The sequence below is a fragment of the Corynebacterium halotolerans YIM 70093 = DSM 44683 genome, from assembly GCF_000341345.1.
GTDB lineage: Bacteria > Actinomycetota > Actinomycetes > Mycobacteriales > Mycobacteriaceae > Corynebacterium > Corynebacterium halotolerans.
The window spans coordinates 1,860,937-1,879,795 of sequence record NC_020302.1; the positions used below are offsets into that span (position 1 = coordinate 1,860,937).

Annotated in this window: 19 protein-coding genes; 4 read left to right on the forward strand and 15 right to left on the reverse strand. The window is 69.2% G+C overall.

What is annotated here, in order from left to right:
- Positions 1-2 precede the first annotated feature (2 nt).
- Entirely contained in the window at positions 3-749 is a 747-nt protein-coding gene (gene dapB / locus A605_RS08685) for a 4-hydroxy-tetrahydrodipicolinate reductase (RefSeq protein WP_015401132.1), read from the reverse strand.
- Positions 750-983: 234 nt separating this feature from the next.
- Here dapB and A605_RS08690 point away from each other — a divergent pair, with 234 nt between their 5' ends.
- Entirely contained in the window at positions 984-1,373 is a 390-nt protein-coding gene (locus A605_RS08690; protein WP_015401133.1) for a VOC family protein, read from the forward strand.
- A gap of 100 nt (positions 1,374-1,473) precedes the next feature.
- The gene (locus tag A605_RS15500; RefSeq protein WP_015401134.1) at positions 1,474-2,205 is read left to right on the forward strand and encodes an AMIN-like domain-containing (lipo)protein; all 732 of its coding nucleotides are present in this window, start codon (positions 1,474-1,476) and stop codon (positions 2,203-2,205) included.
- Positions 2,206-2,232: 27 nt separating this feature from the next.
- On the opposite strand, the gene A605_RS16045 is transcribed toward A605_RS15500, so the two are convergent.
- Both A605_RS16045 and A605_RS08705 read right to left on the reverse strand, forming a co-directional pair.
- Positions 2,233-2,436 carry a M23 family metallopeptidase gene (locus A605_RS16045; RefSeq protein ID WP_211208970.1) on the reverse strand — a complete coding sequence of 68 codons (204 nt, stop codon included), beginning with the start codon at positions 2,434-2,436 and terminating at the stop codon, positions 2,233-2,235.
- A 546-nt stretch (positions 2,437-2,982) separates the two neighbouring features.
- Positions 2,983-5,229 (reverse strand): polyribonucleotide nucleotidyltransferase, encoded by a 2,247-nt coding sequence (locus tag A605_RS08705; protein ID WP_015401136.1) that lies wholly within the window; start codon positions 5,227-5,229, stop codon positions 2,983-2,985.
- A 131-nt stretch (positions 5,230-5,360) separates the two neighbouring features.
- Here A605_RS08705 and A605_RS08710 point away from each other — a divergent pair, with 131 nt between their 5' ends.
- Positions 5,361-5,888 carry a CPBP family intramembrane glutamic endopeptidase gene (locus tag A605_RS08710; protein WP_015401137.1) on the forward strand — a complete coding sequence of 176 codons (528 nt, stop codon included), beginning with the start codon at positions 5,361-5,363 and terminating at the stop codon, positions 5,886-5,888.
- A gap of 72 nt (positions 5,889-5,960) precedes the next feature.
- On the opposite strand, the gene rpsO is transcribed toward A605_RS08710, so the two are convergent.
- From rpsO to A605_RS08725, 3 genes are all read right to left on the reverse strand, one after another.
- A complete protein-coding gene (rpsO, locus tag A605_RS08715) occupies positions 5,961-6,230 on the reverse strand; it encodes a 30S ribosomal protein S15 (protein ID WP_015401138.1) in 270 nt (89 codons plus the stop codon).
- Between the two features lie 130 nt (positions 6,231-6,360).
- The gene (locus A605_RS08720; protein ID WP_015401139.1) at positions 6,361-7,326 is read right to left on the reverse strand and encodes a nucleoside hydrolase; all 966 of its coding nucleotides are present in this window, start codon (positions 7,324-7,326) and stop codon (positions 6,361-6,363) included.
- A 53-nt stretch (positions 7,327-7,379) separates the two neighbouring features.
- Positions 7,380-8,342: a bifunctional riboflavin kinase/FAD synthetase gene (locus tag A605_RS08725; protein WP_027004116.1), complete on the reverse strand. Its 963-nt coding sequence runs from the start codon at positions 8,340-8,342 to the stop codon at positions 7,380-7,382.
- A gap of 29 nt (positions 8,343-8,371) precedes the next feature.
- On the opposite strand from A605_RS08725, the gene truB reads away from it, so the two are divergent.
- Positions 8,372-9,265, forward strand: a complete 894-nt coding sequence (truB, locus tag A605_RS08730; RefSeq protein ID WP_015401141.1) for a tRNA pseudouridine(55) synthase TruB — start codon at positions 8,372-8,374, stop codon at positions 9,263-9,265.
- Positions 9,266-9,431: 166 nt separating this feature from the next.
- Here truB and A605_RS08735 read toward each other — a convergent pair whose 3' ends face one another.
- The 9 genes from A605_RS08735 to rimP form a co-directional block, all read right to left on the reverse strand.
- The gene (locus A605_RS08735; RefSeq protein ID WP_015401142.1) at positions 9,432-10,088 is read right to left on the reverse strand and encodes a 4'-phosphopantetheinyl transferase family protein; all 657 of its coding nucleotides are present in this window, start codon (positions 10,086-10,088) and stop codon (positions 9,432-9,434) included.
- Positions 10,081-10,890, reverse strand: coding sequence for a metallophosphoesterase family protein (locus A605_RS08740; RefSeq protein WP_015401143.1), 810 nt, complete (start codon positions 10,888-10,890; stop codon positions 10,081-10,083). Before A605_RS08740 ends, A605_RS08735 begins: the two co-directional genes overlap by 8 nt.
- Before the next feature lie 13 nt (positions 10,891-10,903).
- Complete coding sequence (locus tag A605_RS08745) at positions 10,904-12,226, reverse strand: MATE family efflux transporter (RefSeq protein ID WP_034990160.1); 1,323 nt, start codon at positions 12,224-12,226, stop codon at positions 10,904-10,906.
- Positions 12,223-13,182 (reverse strand): DHH family phosphoesterase, encoded by a 960-nt coding sequence (locus tag A605_RS08750; protein WP_015401145.1) that lies wholly within the window; start codon positions 13,180-13,182, stop codon positions 12,223-12,225. Before A605_RS08750 ends, A605_RS08745 begins: the two co-directional genes overlap by 4 nt.
- Positions 13,182-13,622, reverse strand: a complete 441-nt coding sequence (rbfA, locus tag A605_RS08755; protein WP_015401146.1) for a 30S ribosome-binding factor RbfA — start codon at positions 13,620-13,622, stop codon at positions 13,182-13,184. Before rbfA ends, A605_RS08750 begins: the two co-directional genes overlap by 1 nt.
- 141 nt (positions 13,623-13,763) lie before the next feature.
- A complete protein-coding gene (gene infB, locus A605_RS08760) occupies positions 13,764-16,628 on the reverse strand; it encodes a translation initiation factor IF-2 (protein WP_027004114.1) in 2,865 nt (954 codons plus the stop codon).
- 110 nt (positions 16,629-16,738) lie between these two features.
- Positions 16,739-17,074: a YlxR family protein gene (locus A605_RS08765; RefSeq protein WP_015401148.1), complete on the reverse strand. Its 336-nt coding sequence runs from the start codon at positions 17,072-17,074 to the stop codon at positions 16,739-16,741.
- Between the two features lie 207 nt (positions 17,075-17,281).
- The gene (nusA, locus tag A605_RS08770; protein WP_015401149.1) at positions 17,282-18,280 is read right to left on the reverse strand and encodes a transcription termination factor NusA; all 999 of its coding nucleotides are present in this window, start codon (positions 18,278-18,280) and stop codon (positions 17,282-17,284) included.
- Positions 18,277-18,831 (reverse strand): ribosome maturation factor RimP, encoded by a 555-nt coding sequence (gene rimP / locus A605_RS08775; RefSeq protein ID WP_027004113.1) that lies wholly within the window; start codon positions 18,829-18,831, stop codon positions 18,277-18,279. The genes nusA and rimP overlap by 4 nt, the downstream gene beginning before the upstream one ends.
- Positions 18,832-18,859 lie beyond the last annotated feature (28 nt).

Below are 18,859 nucleotides of genomic sequence, written 5' to 3' on the forward strand. Positions count from 1 at the left end.
GATCAGATCCCCAGGTAGCCGTCGAGCCCCACGGTCAGGCCCGGATGCTCGGCGACGTCGCGCACGCCGACGAGCACACCCGGGACGAAGGAGGTCCGGTCGTAGGAGTCCTGGCGGATGGTCAGGGACTGGCCCTGGGCGCCGAAGATGACGTCCTCGTGGGCGACCATGCCGGTCATGCGTACGGCATGGACCTTCACGCCGTCGACGTCCGCACCGCGGGAGCCCTCGAGCTGCTGCTCGGTGGCGTCGGGCATGGCGGACAGACCGGCCTCCCGGCGGGCGTCCGCAATGCCCTGGGCGGTGTGGATGGCGGTGCCTGACGGGGCGTCGAGCTTGTTCGGGTGGTGGTACTCCACGACCTCGGCCGAGTCGAAGAATCTGGCGGCCTGCCTGGCAAAGGACATCGCCAGCACCGCGGAGATGGCGAAGTTCGGGGCGACCAGCACACCGGTGCCGGGGTTGTCCTCCAGCCACTGGCGGACCCGGCCCAGGCGCTCCTCGTCGAAGCCGGTGGTGCCGACGACGCAGTGGATGCCGTTGGCGATGCAGAACTCCAGGTTGTCCATGACGACACCGGGGGTGGTGAAGTCGACGATGACCTCGGCACCGTTGTCGACGAGGGCCTGCAGATCGTCGCCGCGGTCGAGCGCCGCGACCAGCTCGAGGTCGTCCGCGGCGTTGACGCCGTCGACCACCGACGAGCCGACGCGGCCCTGTGCCCCGAGAACTCCAACCTTGATTGTCATACTGCCTCCTGGCGGGATAGAGAAATAGGTGTTACCGAGATTCAGGCTCCCATTCTAGGCGCTTTGATTTCCGGGGAGACCTTGGCTCGTTCCAGTTAAACTTCTACCAGAAAGAAAGAAAAACCTTACCGATTTACTAAAAACACCTGAGAAAGGGGTTGCTGCGCTCACCGAGGGGAGGTCAGGGGGTGACGGTGTCAGCCGTGGCGCCCCCGCTCCAAGCACAATGGGGACATGCGCATCAACATCACCAGTGTCCTCGTCGACGACCAGGAGAAGGCCCACCAGTTCTACACCGGGGTCCTCGGCTTCCGGGTCAAACACGACGTCCCCGTCGGCGACGCCCGCTGGCTCACCGTCGTCTCCCCCGAAAACCCGGAGGGCACCGAACTGCTCCTCGAACCCGACGCCCACCCGGCGGCGAAAACATTCAAGGAGGCGCTGTTCAATGACGGCATCCCCTTCACTCAGTTCGCCGTGGACGATGTCCGGGCCGAGTTCGAGCGGCTCACCGGACAGGGGGTGCGCTTCACCATGGAACCGACGGACGCCGACACCGTGATCGTCGCCGTCCTCGACGACACCTGCGGCAACCTCATCCAGCTCGCCCAGTACAAGGGCTGATCCCCCGGGGGCCGTTTCCCCCACAACAGTTCCCTCACGAAACGGTAGCTTCTTCCCCGCCCCCCTGGCAGGGCGAGGTGTGGGGCCATACCGTGGAGATATGAAGCGGCACATCCTGTTCCCCCGGCCCGCCCGAGCCCCCCTCGCGGGCGCTTGCGCGGCGGCCCTCGCCGCCTTCACCCTCTCGGCCTGTGGCACCGGGGGCACGCCGGGTGACGACGGGAATTCCGCCCCGGAGACCGTCACGACGACCGTCACCGCCCCCACCCCCGACGCTCCGGCGGCACCCTCGCCCGAGACCACCACGGCCACCACCACCGCCACCGACACCGACACCGGAACGGTGACCGTCACGGTGACGGTTCCCCCGGCGGCGTCGCCGACCGCCCTGCCACCACTGGGCAACCCCGACCTCGCCCGGAAGCAGAAGGACCCCGAAGGGCCCTGGCGGCTGGCCGTCACAGGCGTGCGCGTGGCCGAGCACGAGCGTTTCGACCGGCTGGTCTTCGACCTCGAGGGCGAGGGGTTGCCCGGCTGGTTCATCGACTACACCGAGACCCCGGCGCAGCAGGCCTCCGGTTTCCCGGTCGAGTACGAGGGTGCCATCGCGCTGCAGGTCAGCATCGTGGGCACCCCCTACCCCTTCGACCTGGGCATAGAACCCATGGAGCATACGACGGTGGAGGGCGCCGGCCACGTCACCGGAGTGACCTTCACGAGCATCTTCGAGGGCCACTCCGAGTTCGTCATCGGGTTGGAGGAGAAACTCCCCTACTCCGTGTCCCTGCTGCAGAACCCGACCCGGGTCGTCATCGATTTCGCGCATGACTGAACCAAGGACCAGGCCTTGACCAACTGCTCAGGCATCGACGATCTCGCCCTCCCCGGGTAGCCAGGCCGATCCATCAGGATGCCGAAAGACCATGGGCAGCCCGCGGCAGGTCTCCCAGTCGGTCGAGTCGGTGACCTGGACGTGCACGTGCGGTTGGGTGCTGTTTCCGGAGTTGCCGCACTCGGCCACCTGCTCCCCCACTGACACCCGCTGCCCCGGGCGCACCCGCACCGCCCCGCCTCAGGTGCACCAGCGTCACGAAGGGCCCATTCTCCCCCAGCGCGATGATGACGTGGTTGCCGGCGATGGCCGTGGGGCCGCCCCGGCGGTAGCGGGAGGGCTGGCTGAAGTAGTAGGTGGCCAGGGTGAGCTGGGAGCGGCGGGCGACGTGGTCCTCCTCGCCGTCGTGGGCGACGATGACCTCCCCGTCGGCGGGCGCGAGGATCGGCCGTCCGAAACCGGCGAAGACCGTCGGTTTCTCAACAGCGAAGGCTGAGCACCAGCCCCACGGTGCGCTGCGACCGCGGTCGTCCACCCCGAGGAAGTCGATCGAATAGGTCGTGCCGAGCAGATGTGATCCATGGCTCGGCACCTTCCGCGCAGGCGAGTTACGGGCCAGCCAGCGGCCGGTGAACGGGAGGGCGAGGACAGTCTCGGTGGTCACGGGGCCATTATCGCCCCGTCATCGCCCACGGGCCAGCCCACCACTGTGGGAACGCCGACGCCCGCGGCACCCCTCTCAAGGAGGTGACACGGGCGTCGTGAACGTCGCGGAGACTAGTCCTCGGTGACCGGCACCAGGGAGATCTTGCCGCGGCTGTCGATGTCGACGATCTCCACCTGGAGCTTGTCGCCGACGTTGACCACGTCCTCGGTCTTCTCGACCCGCTGGCCGCCGCCGAGGTTCGAGATGTGGATCAGGCCGTCGCGGCCCGGCAGCAGGGAGACGAACGCACCGAAGGCGACGGTCTTGACGACGGTGCCCAGGAAGCGCTCGCCGACCTTCGGCAACTGCGGGTTGGCGATCGCGTTGATCTTCTCGATCGCGGCGTCCGCGGACTCGCCGGTGGCCGCGGAGACGTAGACGGTGCCGTCCTCCTCGATGGAGACGTCGGCGCCGGTGTCCTCCGTGATGGAGTTGATGGTCTTGCCCTTCGGGCCGATGAGCTCACCGATCTTGGAGACGGGCACGTTGATCGCGGTGATCTTCGGGGCCAGCGGGGACATCTCGTCGGGGCTGTCGATGACCTGGGCCATCGTCTCGAGGATGGTCAGACGCGCCTCCTTGGCCTGCTCGAGGGCGTCGGCCAGGACCTGCGACGGGATGCCGTCGAGCTTGGTGTCCAGCTGCAGGGCGGTGATGAACTCGGCGGTGCCGGCGACCTTGAAGTCCATGTCGCCGAACGCGTCCTCCGCGCCCAGGATGTCGGTCAGCGCGACGTAGTTGGTCTCGCCGTCCACGTCGCCGGAGACCAGCCCCATGGCGATACCGGCCACCGGGGCCTTCAGCGGCACACCGGCGTTGTACAGCGCCAGCGTGGAGGCGCAGACCGAGCCCATGGAGGTCGAACCGTTGGAGCCCAGCGCCTCGGAGACCTGGCGGATGGCGTAGGGGAACTCCTCGCGCGACGGGATGACCGGCAGCAGGGCGCGCTCGGCGAGGGCACCGTGGCCGATCTCGCGGCGCTTCGGGGAGCCCACCCGACCGGTCTCGCCGGTAGAGTACGGCGGGAAGTTGTAGTGGTGCATGTAACGCTTGGAGGTCTCCGGTGCCAGGGAGTCGATCTGCTGCTCCATCTTGAGCATGTCGAGGGTCGTCACGCCCAGGATCTGGGTCTCGCCACGCTCGAACAGGGAGGAGCCGTGGGCACGCGGGAGAAGGTCGACCTCGACGCCGAGATCGCGGATGTCGGAGACCCCGCGGCCGTCGATGCGGAAGTTCTCGGTGAGAATCTTCTCGCGGACGATGCTCTTCATCAGCGCGGTGTAGGCGGCGCGGATCTCCTTGCCGGCGTTGTCGTTGCCGGAGAAGCGGTCGAGCAGCTCCTCCTCGACGGCCGCCATGTGCTCATCGGTTGCGTCCTGGCGCTCATGCTTGCCCTTGATGGTCATCAGCTGGGTCAGCTTCTTGGTGGCCTTCTTCTCCACGGCGGCGTAGATGTCGTCGGAGTAGGCCGGGAAGAGCGGGAACTCCTGGACGTCCTTGGCGGCCCGCTCGGCCAGGCCGGCCTGTGCCCTGCACAGGGTGGCGATGAACGGCTTCGCGGCCTCCAGGCCCTCGGATACGACACTCTCGCTCGGGGCGGGGGCGCCCTCGGCGATGCGGCCGACGACACCGTCACCGGCGCCGGCCTCGACCATCATGATGGCGACGTCATCGACGTTCTTGCGGCCCTGTCCACGACTGACCTGACGGCCGGCGACGACCATCTCGAACACGGCGCTCTCGCGCTGCGCTTGGGTCGGGAAGGCGACCCACTGACCCTCGGGGTGCCTGTCGTCGACGACCAGCGCCATGCGCACGCCGCCGACCGGGCCGGAGACCGGCACGCCGGACAGCTGGGTGGCGGCGGAGGCGCCGTTGATGGCGACGACGTCGTAGTAGTCCTCGGGATCGCGCGAGAGGACGGTGATGATGACCTGGACCTCATTGCGCAGGCCCTTGACGAAGGTCGGGCGCAGCGGGCGGTCGATCAGGCGGGCGGCGAGGATGGCGTCCGTCGACGGGCGGCCCTCGCGGCGGAAGAAGGAGCCGGGGATGCGACCGGCGGCGTACATGCGCTCCTCGACGTCCACGGTCAGCGGGAAGAAGTCGAGGTGCTCGCGCGGGCTGCCGGAGGCGGTGGTGGTGGCCAGCAGCATGTTGTCGTCATCCAGGTAGGTGGTGACGGAGCCGCCGGCCTGGCGGGCGAGCTGTCCGGTCTCGAACCGGATGGTGCGGGTACCGAAGTCCCCGTTGTCGATATTGGCGATGGCCTCGGTCACGCCGAAGTCCTCGTCCACGTGGAATTCCACGTCACTCATGCATTCTCCTCAGAGTGTCTGTTTCTCCGGCGATCGTCGATGCCGCCGTAATGCTGTCTTTGCGATACAACGGCCCCAATTCTACCAGCTGAAACGACGTGTGAACAGTCCGACCGGGTTAGGTTGGAACCATGCTCATGCTGCTGCTGTGGTCGCTGCCCACGCTGGTCGACCTGGCGGTGGCGCGCGGCGGCGATCCGGTCCGCCGCCGCAACGGGCTCCTGCCCACCGACTGGTGGTGGGTGGGCTGGGGTGTGGTCGTCGGTCTGCTCGGCCTGATGCTCGGACTGTTCACCGCGCTGAACCTGCCCACGGGATTGACGATCGGGCCCGGCACCACCGGCGCGGTCACCGGATTCTCCGCGGCGGTGGGCGTGGCCGCCGCGGCCGCCGGCGAGGAGATCTTCTTCCGCGGCTTCGTCCAGGGCCACCTCGCCCGTCGCTTCGGCGCGCGCGCCGCCCTGTGGGGGCAGGCCGTGATCTTCCTGCTCCCCCACCTTTTCCTGCTGCTTGTCGACGCCCGCCTGTGGATCCTGCTGCCGGTCCAGTTCCTGCTCGGACTCGTGGCCGGTGTGCTGCGCCGCGGCAGCGGCTCCGTCCTGCCGGGGGTGATCGCCCACGTGCTGACGAACGTGGCCGCCGGGGCGCTCCTGACATGAGAAAACCCGCCATCCGCGCAAGTGCGGAACGGCGGGTCGTGCGCGGCGTCGGAAAGCGACGCGCGACGTTACCTAGCGACGCAGGCCTAGGCGGGCGATCAGGTCACGGTAACGGTTGACGTTGTTGTCGGCCAGGTACTTGAGCAGACCGCGGCGACGGCCGACGAGCAGCAGCAGGCCACGACGGGAGTGGTGGTCGTGCTTGTGGAACTTCAGGTGCTCGGTCAGGGTGTTGATGCGGTCGGTCAGCATGGCGACCTGGGCCTCCGGGGAACCGGTGTCGGTCTCGTGCAGGCCGTACTCGGCCAGGATGGCCTTCTTCTTCTCGGCGGAAAGAGCCATGGGGATATCTCCTGATGGTTGTTTCAGTCCACATGAAATGACTCTGCCGGGGCAGAGGGCGCAACTGCTGTGGACCGCAGTCGCATTGAGCCTCAGAAAACCTTACCGGTCCCCCACGGCGCCGACCAAATCACTGGCGCAGGTCGGTGTTCTCCGCCAGGCTGGTCAGCCGCTCCATGAACTCGCCCAGGAAACGCTCGACGTCGACACCGACGGCGACGTGCGCGGTCTTGACCGGGTCGTTCAGACGCGTCTCGTCGCCGATGGTGCGGCCGCGGGTCTCGCCCCCGGTGTCGACCTTGAGGTTGATGTCGAGCGTGGTGACCAGGGACGGGTCGGCGGCGACGGCGACGGCCAGCGGGTCGTGGAGACCGCAGCCGCCCAGGTGCGGGGAGTTCGTCTCGTAGGACTTGATGTAGTAGTCCGTGGCCACACCGAGGAAGTCGCCGCCCGTGGTGCCCAGGTCGTGCCAGGTCCTGGTCTCCTCGTAGGTCAGCAGGGTCTGCAGGGTGACGTCCAGGCCGATCATGGTGACGTCCTTCGCATTCCGGAACACGGCGTCGGTGGCGTCCGGGTCCTGGTTGACGTTGGCCTCGGCCCAGGGGCTGACGTTGCCGGGCACGGTGAGCGCCCCGCCCATCATGATGATGTGGGCGTTCTCGGCGAAGGAGGGGTCCTTCTCGATCGCTGCGGCGATGGTGGTCGACGGGCCGGTCGGGATGATGACCAGGTCGTCGCCGTGCTCCTTGACCGAGTCGATGAGGAAGTCGACTGCGCCGGTTTCCTGGATCTGGCCCTGCGGTTCCGGCAGCTCGGCCTCGCCGACGCCGTTCTTGCCGTGGATGAACTCGGAGACCGGCAGCACCTCGAAGGAGTCCTTCGTGGAGGCGTGCGGGATGCCCGCGTACACGGGCACGTCCGGGCGACCGAAGAGCTCCAGGAGTGCCAGCACGTTGCGGGTGCCGGTCTCCACGAGCACGTTGCCGTAGGTGCCGGTCACGCCGATCAGCTCGAGCTCCGGGGAGCCGAGCGCGTAGGCCAGTGCGAGGGCGTCGTCGATGCCCGTGTCGAGATCCAGGATGATCTTCTTGGTCACAGTTTCTCCTTGGAAGGTGTCGTCAGATACCTCCCCGAGTGTAATGACCGGACTCAGACCCCGAGGATGCGCCGGGTCATGGCGACGTCGCGCTCGATGGCGTCCGTGAGCTCGTCCACCGAGTTGAACTTCACCATGTCCCGGATGTGCCCGACGAAGGAGACGTCCGCGACGTGACCGTAGAGGTCGGCCTCCCGGTCGAGCAGGAAGGACTCCACGCTGCGCGGCTCATCCCCGAACGTCGGGTTGATGCCTACCGAGATTGCCGCCGGGTAGGGCACGTCGCGCTCCATGTTGCCGTCGATCGGGCGGCCGTCGCGGATGGTGAACCAGCCGGCGTAGACACCGTCGGCGGGCAGGGCCACCGATTCCGGGAAGTACTGGTTGGCGGTGGGGTACCCCAGCTCACGCCCGCCCCGGCCCGCGCCGTGGACGACCTCGCCGGTGACGGTGAAGTTCCGGCCGAGCGCCCAGGCGGCACTCTCGACGTCGCTCTCGGCGAGGAAGTCACGGATCGTCGATGAGCAGATCCGGATGCCCTCGTCATGGAGCAGGTCGACGATGCGCACGTCCACACCATTGCGCTCCCCCAGCTCGCGCATCATCCTCGCGGTCCCGGCGGCGTTGTTGCCGAAGGTGAAGTTCCGGCCCACCACCACCGACTCGGCCTTGAGCGTGTCCAGCAGCAGGGTGTTGAAGTACTCCTCGGGTTCCAGTCCCGCCAGCTCACGGCTGAAGTCGACGACCAGCACCCCGTTGACGCCGAGTTCCATCGCCAGGCGCAGCCGCTGCTCGAGCGGGACGAGCAGGACCGGGGCCCGCTCGGGCAGGAACACGGACAGCGGGTGCGGGTCAAAGGTGACCATCACACACGGCAGGCCCTTCGAGTGGGCCACCCGGACAGCCTCCTCGATGAGCAGGCGGTGTCCGCGGTGAACCCCGTCGAAGACGCCGATCGTGACCACCGAAGCGTCCAGATCTGCGGGGACGTCGTCTATTCCGTGCCAAACAATCACCGCTTCAGACTACGGCATAAGCTTCCGGTATGGCTGATGCGCTTTCCAATTCCGGGCTCGTTGTCGTCGACAAGCCGGCGGGGATGACCTCCCACGACGTGGTCTCCCGTCTACGCCGGTTCTTCCGCACGAAACGTGTCGGGCACGCCGGCACCCTCGATCCGATGGCCACCGGCGTGCTCGTCGTCGGCATCGAGCGCGGCACCAGGTTCCTCGCCCACCTCGTGGCCACCACGAAGGCCTACGACGCGACCATCCGCCTCGGCGCGGCCACCACCACCGACGACGCCGAGGGCGACCACACGTGGGGCGAGTCGGCGGCGGCGCTGGACGAGGAGGCCGTGCGCGCGGCCGTCGGGAAGCTGACGGGCGAGATCATGCAGCGTCCGGCGTCGGTCAGTGCCATCAAGATCGCCGGCCGGCGCGCCCACGAGCTGGTGCGCTCCGGCGAGGAGGTCGAGATCCCCGCCCGCCCGGTGACGGTCTTCTCCTTCGACATCCACGACCTGCGCCGGGAGGGTGAGTTCCTGGACCTGGACGTGTCCGTGTCGTGTTCCTCCGGCACCTATATCCGCTCCCTCGCCCGCGACCTGGGCGAGGCGCTCGGGATCGGCGGGCACCTGACCGCCCTGCGGCGCACCGAGGTCGGTCCCTTCGCGCTACCGGATGCGGTGGAGCTCGACTCGCTGGAGAACGAGCCCCGGCTGTCACTGTCGCTGGACGAGGCGCTGATCCGCTCGTACCCGGTGCTGGAGGTCACGGCCGAGGAGGGCGCGGCGCTGGCCATGGGCAAGTGGCTGGAGCCGCGCGGCCTGCAGGGCGTGCACGCGGCCGTCGACCCCGAGGGCAGGGCGATCGCCCTGATCCGGGAGAAGGGCAAGCGCCTGGCGACGGTGTTCGTGGCGCGGCCGTCGACGTTGTAGCCGTCCGCCCGGCCCGAGATCGCCTCGCCGAGACCGCTTCACCGAGAGGAGTCGGTGATCTCGGCGGCAGGGTGTCCTCCCCACCGAGATCACCCCCTGATCTCGGTGAAGCCCTCTCAGTCAGGTGATCTCGGCCGGGACAATCCGCCCACCGGCACCGCCCCGCTCACACCACCGCGGCCGAGGCGATCACGTAGCCGTCGCGCAGCATCCAGCGGCCGTCGATGAACGGCACCGGGGTGGGCCGGACCAGCAGGTAGGAGATGAAGGTGCCGTCCTCGCGCAGATCGATCTCGGCCTGCTCGAAGCCGAGCCAGCGCTGGGTCATCGGGAACCAGGCCTTGTAGGTGGCCTCCTTGGCGCAGAACAGCAGCCGGTCGGCGCAGGTCATACCGTTCTCGCGGAACCGCTCCAGCTGGGCGAACTCGCCGACCCGGGCGATGGATCCCACCACGCCCTCGGGCAGCGGTTCGGCCGGCTCCGCGTCCAGCCCCATCGACCGGACGTGGCGGCGCGGGGCGACCACGGCGGCGCGGAAGCCCTCGGTGTGGGTCAGCGATCCGGTCACGGTCGACGGCCACAGGGGCATGCCCCGCTCCCCGCGCAGAATCGGCTGCTCACCGGTGAGCCCGAGGTCCCGCAGCGCCTGGTGGGCGCACCAGCGGGCGTCACCGAACTCGGCCTTCCGGATGTCCACCGAGTGCGACACGAGCGCCTGCTCCAGCGGGTGGAGGTGCCGGAAGTTCTGCAGGTCGGGCTCACGCCGGGAGGTCTTGACATAGCAGAAGCGGGCGGAGGGGGGAAAGAGACTCTCGTCAAGCATTGTCCTCCCCCTCTCTGAGCACGGGGTACGGCCACTGCCGGTCCACGGGGTGGCGCTCCCACTCCCGCGGGTAACCGAGCGAGACCTCGATGTGCGGTACCCCGCCGACCTCCACGACGCCGGGCATGTGGAGGTGGCCGTAGATGACAGCCTCCGCGTTGTAGCGTTCGGCCCAGGTGCGGGTGTGCCGGGTGCCGCACCACAGCCCCAGTTCGGCCCAGCGCATGTTCAGGGTGGGTTCCTGCACGAGCGGCCAGTGATTGACCAGGATGGTCGGCCCGTCGATGCGGCTCAGCCGTTTGATGGAGTAGGCCAGCCGGTCCCAGCACCAGGCGCGGATGTCCGCGAAGGGGGCGATGGCGAACTCGTCGGTCATCATGATCTGGTTCTCCCGGGCCGCCTCCACGGCCTGTTCCACCGTCATGCCGGGGCGTCGGAAGCTGTAGTCGTAGAGGGTGAACAGCGGGACGACGGTCACGCCCGCGAAGACCGGGTACGGGTCCTCCGGGGTCAGCACGTCGATGCTGCGGCAGCCGGCGACGAGCTCGGAGTACTTGTCGCGGCCCTTGCAGCGGTCCGCGGACCGGGAGAACAGCTCGTGGTTGCCGGGTACCCAGATCACGCAGGCGAAGCGGCGGCGCAGCCGCTCGAGGATGCGCAGCACCAGGTCGGTGCGTTCGGCGACGTCACCGGCGACGATCAACCAGTCGGAGGGGTCCTCCGGCTGGATGTCGTCGATTCTGCCGCCGTTGGCCTTGACCGCCGCGTGGAGGTCGGACACGGCCCAGAGCGTGGTGGTCACCGGTCTCCCCCTCTCACGAACTGCCTTCCACATTATGTACCACAGCCCAGCGCATGGACCGGAAGCGGAGCACCACCGCGACCATCCGGATGACGATGAACGCCAGCAGGCCCGCCCAGATTCCCGTCAGTCCGCCGTCGACGGCGTAGGAGATCCACACCCCGGGCAGGAAGCCGAACACCACCGAGGCGATGGTGATCGTGCGCAGGTAGCCCGCGTCGCCGGCGCCGAGCAGCACGCCGTCGAGGGCGAAGACGACGCCGCCGAGGATGATCATGACGATCATCAGCCACCACGGCCCGGCCAGCGCGTCGAGTACCGCGGCGTCGGTGGTGAAGATGCGCGGGATGACCCCGGCCAGCGCCGCGAACACCAGGCCGATGAAGCCGGCGAAGATCACCGAGTAGACGGTCACCCGGGTGCCCACCCGCCTGGCGACGCCGACCGTGCCCCGGCCGAGCGCCGCGCCCGTCAGCGCCTGCGCGGCGATGGCCAGCGAGTCGAGGATGAGGGTGATGAAGTTCCACAGCTGCAGCATGATCTGGTGCGCGGCCAGCGACGAGGTGCCGAAGCGCGCGGCGACGGCGGCCGCCGAGATGAACGCCACCTGGAACGACAGGGACCGCACGATCAGGTCGCGGCCGAGCACCAGTTGGCGGACGATCACCGACCACCGCGGCCGCCACGAGCCGGTGTGCTGGCGTGCCAGCGCGACCACGAAGCACGTCGCCGTGACCGCTACGCCGACGACATTGGCCGCCGCGGAGCCGACCAGCCCGAACCGGCCGACCAGGACGGGCACCAGGACGGCGCCCGGGATGACCCCGGCGAGGGTGAAGTACAACGGCCAGCGAGTGTTCTGCACCCCGCGCAACCAGCCGTTGCCCGCCATGGTCACCAGGGTCAGCGGGATGGCGAAGGCGGCCACGTGCAGCCAGCGGGCGGACGCGTCCGCCGTGGCCTCGTCGCCGGTCAGCGCCAGGGCGATGGGGCGGGCGAGGATCCACACGGCGGTGGCGAGCAGCAGCCCGATGAACAGCCCCACCCAGGTCGCCTGCACACCCTCGGCCACCGCTTCCCGACGCCGCCCCGAGCCGAACAGCCGCGAGGCGCGCGCCGTGGTGCCGTAGGACAGGAACGTCAGCTGGGTGGTCACCGTCGACTGCACCGTGGTGCCGGCGGCCAGGGCCGCGAGCTCGAAGGCGCCGAGACGGCCGACCACGGCGGTGTCCAGCAGCAGGTACAACGGGGTCGCGGCGAGCACGCCGAGCGCCGGGAAGGCCAGCGCGAAGATCTGCCGGGCGGTGACCACGCCCGTTTCCACCGGACGGGTCAACGCCGACTACCCAGCGCCCCCAGCAGCTCGCGGACGACGTCCTCGGCCGGGCCGGAGGTCGTGTAGCCCGCGGCTGGGACGTGTCCCCCGCCGCCCAGGGAGACCGCGACGGCGCTGACGTCCATGACGGTCGAGCGCAACGAGACCGCCCAGCGCTGCGGCCAGGTCTCCTTGAACACCACGCCGAGGTCGGTGCCGTGGAGCGCGCGCACGAAGTCGACGAGACTCTCCACCGCGGCGTCGGCGTGCCCGGCGGTGCGCTCCCGGTCCGCGACCAGGACGGCCACGGAGCAGGTCGGGGTGCGTTCGACCCGCAGACCAGAGAGGACGCCGCCGATCATGCGCAGGTCGTCCGGGGTGGTGCCGTCGATGAGGTCGACGGCGATCTGCCGGGTGTCCAGGCCGTGGCCCATCAACTCGGCGGCGAAGGTGTGCATGCGCGGCCTGCCCCAGCGGAAGCTGCCGGTGTCGGTGACCAGACCGGCGTAGAGGCAGTGGGCGATGTCGTGGTCGACGCTCACCCCCAGCTCCTCGAAGAGCCGGCCGAGCACGGTCGTGGTGGACTCGGCGGAGTCGTCGATGAGGTCGACCGTGCCGAAGCCGGGGTTGGAGGCGTGGTGGTCGATGACCAGCACCCGCTCCCGGCCGGCCCCGATCTCGTCGGCGACCGTGCCGGTCCGGTCGAGCGAACCGCAGTCGACGGTGATCACCAGGTCCTCGTCGCCGGGTAGCTCGTCGACGAGCCGCAGTTCACCGGCGCCGGGGATGGTCAGCAGGTTCTCCGGGACCGCCATCCGCTGCCCCACCACCGCCACGGCCTCCTTGCCGAGCTGGCGCAGGGCCGCGACGGTCGCGCACGCGGAGCCGACGGCGTCGGCGTCGGGGCGCAGGTGGGTGACCACGGTGACGGACCGCGCGGCGGCGATGAGCCGGGCGGCGGCCGCGTAGTCAGGCACTACCGCTCGTCCCCCTCACTCTTGTAGGGGTTGGCCTCCCCCGCCGGGGTGGCGTTCTCCTTCAGGCGGGCCAGCTCCTCGTCGCGCGCGCGGGCACGGGCGAGCAGCTCCTCCATGTGGGCGGAGGCCTCCGGGACGGTATCCAGCTCGAAGGACAGCGTGGGCGTGTAACGCACGCTGAGTTCGTCACCGACGATCTTGCGGAGCTGGCCACGGGCGCGGTTCAGGGCCTCGGCGGCGGCGTCGAGATCCGGCTCCTCGTCGATGGTGCGACCGCGGACCGTGTAGAACACGGTGGCGTCGTGGAGGTCACCGGTGACCCGCGTGTCGGTGACGGTGACAAACTCCAGCCGACGGTCCTTGACCTCTCGCTCGATGGCGGAGGCCACGATGGTCTGGATGCGCTTGGCCATACGGGCTGCGCGGGCGTTATCGGCCATGACGTCCCCTTTCGCGGTGATGTTCGGTACCCGCCAATCCTACCGAAGCCACTGCGGCCCCGAAACGACCGGCGACGGCAAAGGCCCCGCCGCCCACACGGTGGTGGGTGGCGGAGCCCCGGCCGGGTTCATCCGGGCGGATTAGGTGCGCGGCACCTCGACCTGCTCGAAGACCTCGATCCGGTCACCGACCTCGATGTTCGGGTAGGACAGGACCATACCGCACTCGTAGCCGGCGCTGACCTCGGTGACATCGTCCTTCTCGCGACGCAGCGACGTGATCTTCGCGTTGTCGGCGATGACGTTGCCGTCGCGGATCAGGCGGACGGAAGCGCCGCGGCGGACCTTGCCGGACTCGACCATGCAACCTGCGATGAGACCGATGGCCGAGGCCCTGAAGGTCGCACGGATCTCCGCGGCACCGACCTCGCGCTCCTCGTAGATCGGCTTGAGCATGCCCGTGAGAGCCTGCTCGACCTCCTCGATCGCACGGTAGATGACCGTGTAGTAGCGGATGTCGACGCCCTCGGCGTTGGCCTCCTCGGTGGCCTTGCCCTCGGCACGGACGTTGAAGGCGATGATCACCGCGTCCGAGGCGGAGGCCAGCGTCACGTTGGTCTGCGTGACCGCACCGACGCCACGGTCGATGATGTTCAGCTCGACCTCGTCGTCCATCTCGATCTTCAGCAGGGACTCCTCCAGCGCCTCGACGGAGCCGGCGTTGTCGCCCTTGAGGATGAGGTTGAGGGTGCTGGTCTCCTTGAGCACCGCATCCAGGTCCGCGAGGGAGACGCGCTTGCGGGAGCGCGCCTGCTGTGCGGAACGCTTGCGGGCGTCACGCTGCGCGGCGATCTGACGTGCCACGCGGTCGTCCTCGACCACGAGCAGGTTGTCGCCGGCACCGGGCACGCCGTTGAGGCCCTGCACCTGCACCGGACGCGAGGGACCGGCCTCCTCGACGTCGTTGCCGTACTCGTCGACCATGCGGCGGACACGACCGAAGGTGTCGCCGACCACGATGGAGTCGCCGACGCGCAGCGTACCGCGCTGGACGATGACCGTGGCCACCGGGCCGCGGCCGCGGTCCAGGTGGGACTCGATGGCCAGGCCCTGGGCGTCCATCTCCGGGTTCGCCCGCAGATCCAGCTCGGCGTCCGCGGTGAGGACGACGGCCTCGAGCAGCTCGTCGATGTGCTGGCCCTGCTTGGCGGAGATGTCGACGAACATGGTGTCGCCGCCGTACTCCTCCGGGATCAGGCCGTACTCGGTGAGCTGCCCGCGGATCTTGTCCGGCTGGGCCTCCGGCTTGTCGATCTTGTTCACTGCGACCACGATCGGCACGTCAGCGGCCTTCGCGTGGTTGATGGCCTCCACCGTCTGCGGCATGACACCGTCGTCGGCGGCCACGACCAGGATCGCGATATCCGTGGACTTGGCACCACGGGCACGCATGGCGGTGAATGCCTCGTGACCCGGGGTATCCAGGAACGTGATGCGGCGCTCGCGGTCCTCGATGGTCAGCGGCACCTGGTAGGCGCCGATGCCCTGGGTGATGCCGCCGGCCTCGCCGGAACCGACGTTCGCCTTACGGATGGTGTCCAGCAGGCGGGTCTTGCCGTGGTCGACGTGGCCCATGACGGTGACCACCGGAGGACGACGCTCGAGGTCCTCCTCGGAGCCCTCGTCCTCACCGAACTGCAGGTCGAAGGATTCGAGCAGCTCGCGGTCCTCGTCCTCGGGGGAGACGACATCGACGACGTAGTTGATCTCCGCGCCCAGCAGCTGCAGGGTCTCCTCGGGGACCGAGGCGGTCGCGGTGACCATCTCACCCAGGTTGAACAGCGCCTGGACCAGTGCGGCCGGATCGGCGTTGATCTTCTCGGCGAAATCGGACAGGGAGGCGCCGCGACGCAGGCGGACGGTCTTGCCACCGCCGTCGGGCAGGCGGACGCCACCGATGACGTTCGGGGCCTGCATCGCCTCGTACTCGTTGCGCTTCTGACGCTTCGACTTACGTCCGCGACGCGGTGCGCCACCCGGACGTCCGAAGGCACCGGCAGTTCCGCCGCGACGGCCGCCGCGGAAGCCACCGCCACCGGGGCGACCCGTGCCGCCACCCGTACGGGCGCCGCCACCGCCACCGGCGCCGCGACCACCACGGCCGCCGCCGGCCGCCTTGGAAGGCATCTGACCCGGGCTCGGGTGCGACGGCATCATTGCAGGGCTGGGACGACGGCCACCGCCCTGGGCCGGGCGATCGCTGCCCGGGCGGGGACCGCCCTGGCCGCCACGGCCGCCCTTGGCCGGGGCGCCGCCCTTACCACCCTGGGCACCGCCCGGACGCGGGCCGCCGCCGGGACGCGGGCCGCCGCCGGGACGGGGACCGCCGCCGGGACGCGGACCGCCGCCGGGACGCGGAGCGGGACGCTCGCCGCCGCCCGACGAGAACGGGTTGTTGGCCACGCGCGGAACACGGCCACCCGGCTTCGGCATGGCGTTGCCCGGGGTCGGGCGCTCGCCGCCCGGCTTCGGGCCGGGCTTGGGGGCACCGGCGCCCGGCTTCGGGCCCGGCTTCGGGGTGGCCGCACCGGCGCCCGGCTTGGGCGCGGAGGTGGGCTTGGGGGTCTGCTCAGCGGCGGCCGGCTTCGGCGCCGGAGCAGACTTCGGGGTCTGGGCACCCGGCCTGGGGGCACCGGCGCCCGGCTTCGGGCCGGGCCTGGCACCGGCGGCACCCGGCTTCGGGGTCTGGGCACCCGGCTTCGGACCGGGCTTGGGGGCACCGGCACCCGGCTTCGGACCGGGCCTGGCGCTCGTGGACTTGGCGGGGGCGTCGCCGCCGCCGTTCTGCCTCTCATAGTGGGCACGCATCTTCTTGACCACCGGCGGTTCGATGGTCGAAGATGCGGTCTTGACGAACTCGCCCTGCTCCTTGAGCGTGGCGAGCAGTTCCTTGCTGGTTACGCCGAGCTGCTTGGCGAGCTCGTGGACGCGTAGCTTTCCGGGCACTTCTCTCCTCTGGGTGTTTCCTAGAGATCGAGTAAGCCCCGGAGGGACGGGCTCGACCTCTAGATGATGTTTGTGACGTTCATCGCTGATGCTTCATCGCAGAGTGCTCATCAGTGTTCGGTCTTCCTTACAATGTCGGGTCCGGCAGCATGTGCTGCGAGGTACCTGCGTACGTGACCGGTGTCCACTGTCGTGGACACCCGCAACGCCCGCCTGAAGGCGCGGCGCTGTTCCGCCAGCTCGAGTACCGCGAGATCGGGGGTAATCCAGGCTCCCCTGCCGGGCAGCCTACGCGCGGGGTCCGCGAGCGCCGTACTGCGGGTGGGGTCCTGCGGATCGAGGACCACCCGGAGCAGTTCGGTGTCGGGCCTGCGCTCCCGGGTAGCGATGCAGGTTCGGATGCGGATCTCTCGCGGTGCAGTCACACTGTCGCGGGTCTCCGGCATTCGACTCCTTTGTGTATCGCGGGATTCAACTGATCTCGTGGCCACCGGTCACCGGCTGTGGCAGGTGTACGGCAACCTCTCGGCACGTGGGCCGTCCTGTAGTTTACGCCATTTTCACCTGAAATTGAACTCGCGGACCGCGGAGATGTTCCGCGGTCCGCGCGGGACCCCACCTATCGGACCGATTGGCCCGCTGCCGACCCCTGCCTAGTCGGCGTCGGAATGGATGTCGATCTTCCATCCGGTCAGCCGCGCGGCCAGGCGGGCGTTCTGCCCCTCCTTGCCGATGGCCAGGGACAGCTGGTAGTCCGGCACCGTCACCTTGGCGGTCTGCGCCTCCGGATCGGTGACCTCCACGCGCACGACCTTCGACGGCGCCAGGGCGTTGCCGACGTAGGTCGCCGGGTCCTCCGAGTAGTCGATGATGTCGATCTTCTCGCCGCCGAGCTCGCGCATGATGTTGGACACGCGCTGCCCGCGCGGGCCGATGCACGCGCCCTTGGCGTTGAGCCCCTTGACGCGGCCGACGACGGCGACCTTGGAGCGGTGGCCGGCCTCGCGGGCGATGCCGAGGATCTCGACGGAACCGTCGGCGACCTCGGGGATCTCCAGCTCGAACAGTCCGCGGACCAGCTCGGGGTGGGTGCGGGAGAGATTGACCTGGACGTTCTGGGGACCGCGCTGCACGCCGACGATGAAGCACTTGACGCGGTCGCCGTGACGGAGCTTCTCACCGGGGAGCTGCTCGGCGGGCAGCAGGATGCCGTCCTGTGAGTCGGCCTCGGTGCCGAGCTGGACGACGACGATGCCGCGGTCGTTGGCGCGGACGTCGCGCTGGACCACGCCGGAGACGACGCGGCCCTCGAAGGACTGGTAGGCGTCGAAGACGCGGCCGGCCTCCGCCTCACGCAGGCGGCGGACGATGGCCTCGCGCACGGCGCGGGCGCCCACCCGGCCGAAATTGGCCGGGGTGTCATCGTACTCGGAGACGACCTCGCCGTCGTCGTCGAGTTCGGAGACGGTCACCGCCACCGAGCCGGTCGTCGTGTCGATGTCGACGCGCGCCTTCGAGCTGCCGTCCGCCTCGGTGCCGCGGAACTCGCGGTAGGCGTGCAGGAGGGCTCCGGCGATGGTGCCGAGCAGGTCGTCGACGTCGATCCCCTTGTCGTCCTCGATCGCCTTCAGCGCCTGCAGGTCGATATTCACTTGTTGTCCTCTCGCCATTGGATGGCTGTGTCGTACTCGAGACCGGTCAGCTCTGTTTCTGCCGCCGGCGGTTTGGCGAACTCAACTTCTACCACCGCGTGCACGGGATTCGTAAATTCCAGTTCCCGGACGACCAGATCCTTCTTCCTGGTCGTAACCAGGATCACTGCGGTCTGCTCCTCGTTGAGCGCGCCGATGCGCCACTGCGACTTCTGCCCGTCCTCGGTCAGCTGCACCAGGCGGTGGCGGTTGCGGCGCCAGTGCCGTGGGGCCGTCAGCGGCAGGTCCACGCCCGGGGTGGAGACCTCGAGGGTGTAGCCGGCGCCGAAGTTGGCCTCCCCGCGTTCCTCCGCGGCGTCGAGAAGCGTGGAGATCTCCTGGGAGACGAGCTCGAGGAGGTCGAGGTCGGGTCGGGCGTCGGCGTCGAGCTTGATCGCCACCACTGATTTCCTGCCCGCCCGGGTGATCTTGATGCCCTCGATGTCCAGTCCGTGGGAGGAGGTCGCGGGGGTGATCAGGTCGGTCAGTTCGTCGACGCCGGGGAATGCCATGCGCTCCACCATATCCTGCGGTCGGTAA

Bases quoted from the DNA above. Each gene is read 5' to 3' on its own strand.
- A605_RS08735 (WP_015401142.1), bottom strand. From the start codon at position 10,088: ATGCTTGACGAGAGTCTCTTTCCCCCCTCCGCCCGCTTCTGCTATGTC.
- A605_RS08690 (WP_015401133.1), top strand. From the start codon at position 984: ATGCGCATCAACATCACCAGTGTCCTCGTCGACGACCAGGAGAAGGCC.
- A605_RS08765 (WP_015401148.1), bottom strand. From the start codon at position 17,074: ATGCCGGAGACCCGCGACAGTGTGACTGCACCGCGAGAGATCCGCATC.
- A605_RS08705 (WP_015401136.1), bottom strand. From the start codon at position 5,229: ATGAGTGACGTGGAATTCCACGTGGACGAGGACTTCGGCGTGACCGAG.
- rimP (WP_027004113.1), bottom strand. From the start codon at position 18,831: ATGGCATTCCCCGGCGTCGACGAACTGACCGACCTGATCACCCCCGCG.
- truB (WP_015401141.1), top strand. From the start codon at position 8,372: ATGGCTGATGCGCTTTCCAATTCCGGGCTCGTTGTCGTCGACAAGCCG.
- rbfA (WP_015401146.1), bottom strand. From the start codon at position 13,622: ATGGCCGATAACGCCCGCGCAGCCCGTATGGCCAAGCGCATCCAGACC.
- A605_RS15500 (WP_015401134.1), top strand. From the start codon at position 1,474: ATGAAGCGGCACATCCTGTTCCCCCGGCCCGCCCGAGCCCCCCTCGCG.
- dapB (WP_015401132.1), bottom strand. From the start codon at position 749: ATGACAATCAAGGTTGGAGTTCTCGGGGCACAGGGCCGCGTCGGCTCG.
- rpsO (WP_015401138.1), bottom strand. From the start codon at position 6,230: ATGGCTCTTTCCGCCGAGAAGAAGAAGGCCATCCTGGCCGAGTACGGC.
- A605_RS08710 (WP_015401137.1), top strand. From the start codon at position 5,361: ATGCTCATGCTGCTGCTGTGGTCGCTGCCCACGCTGGTCGACCTGGCG.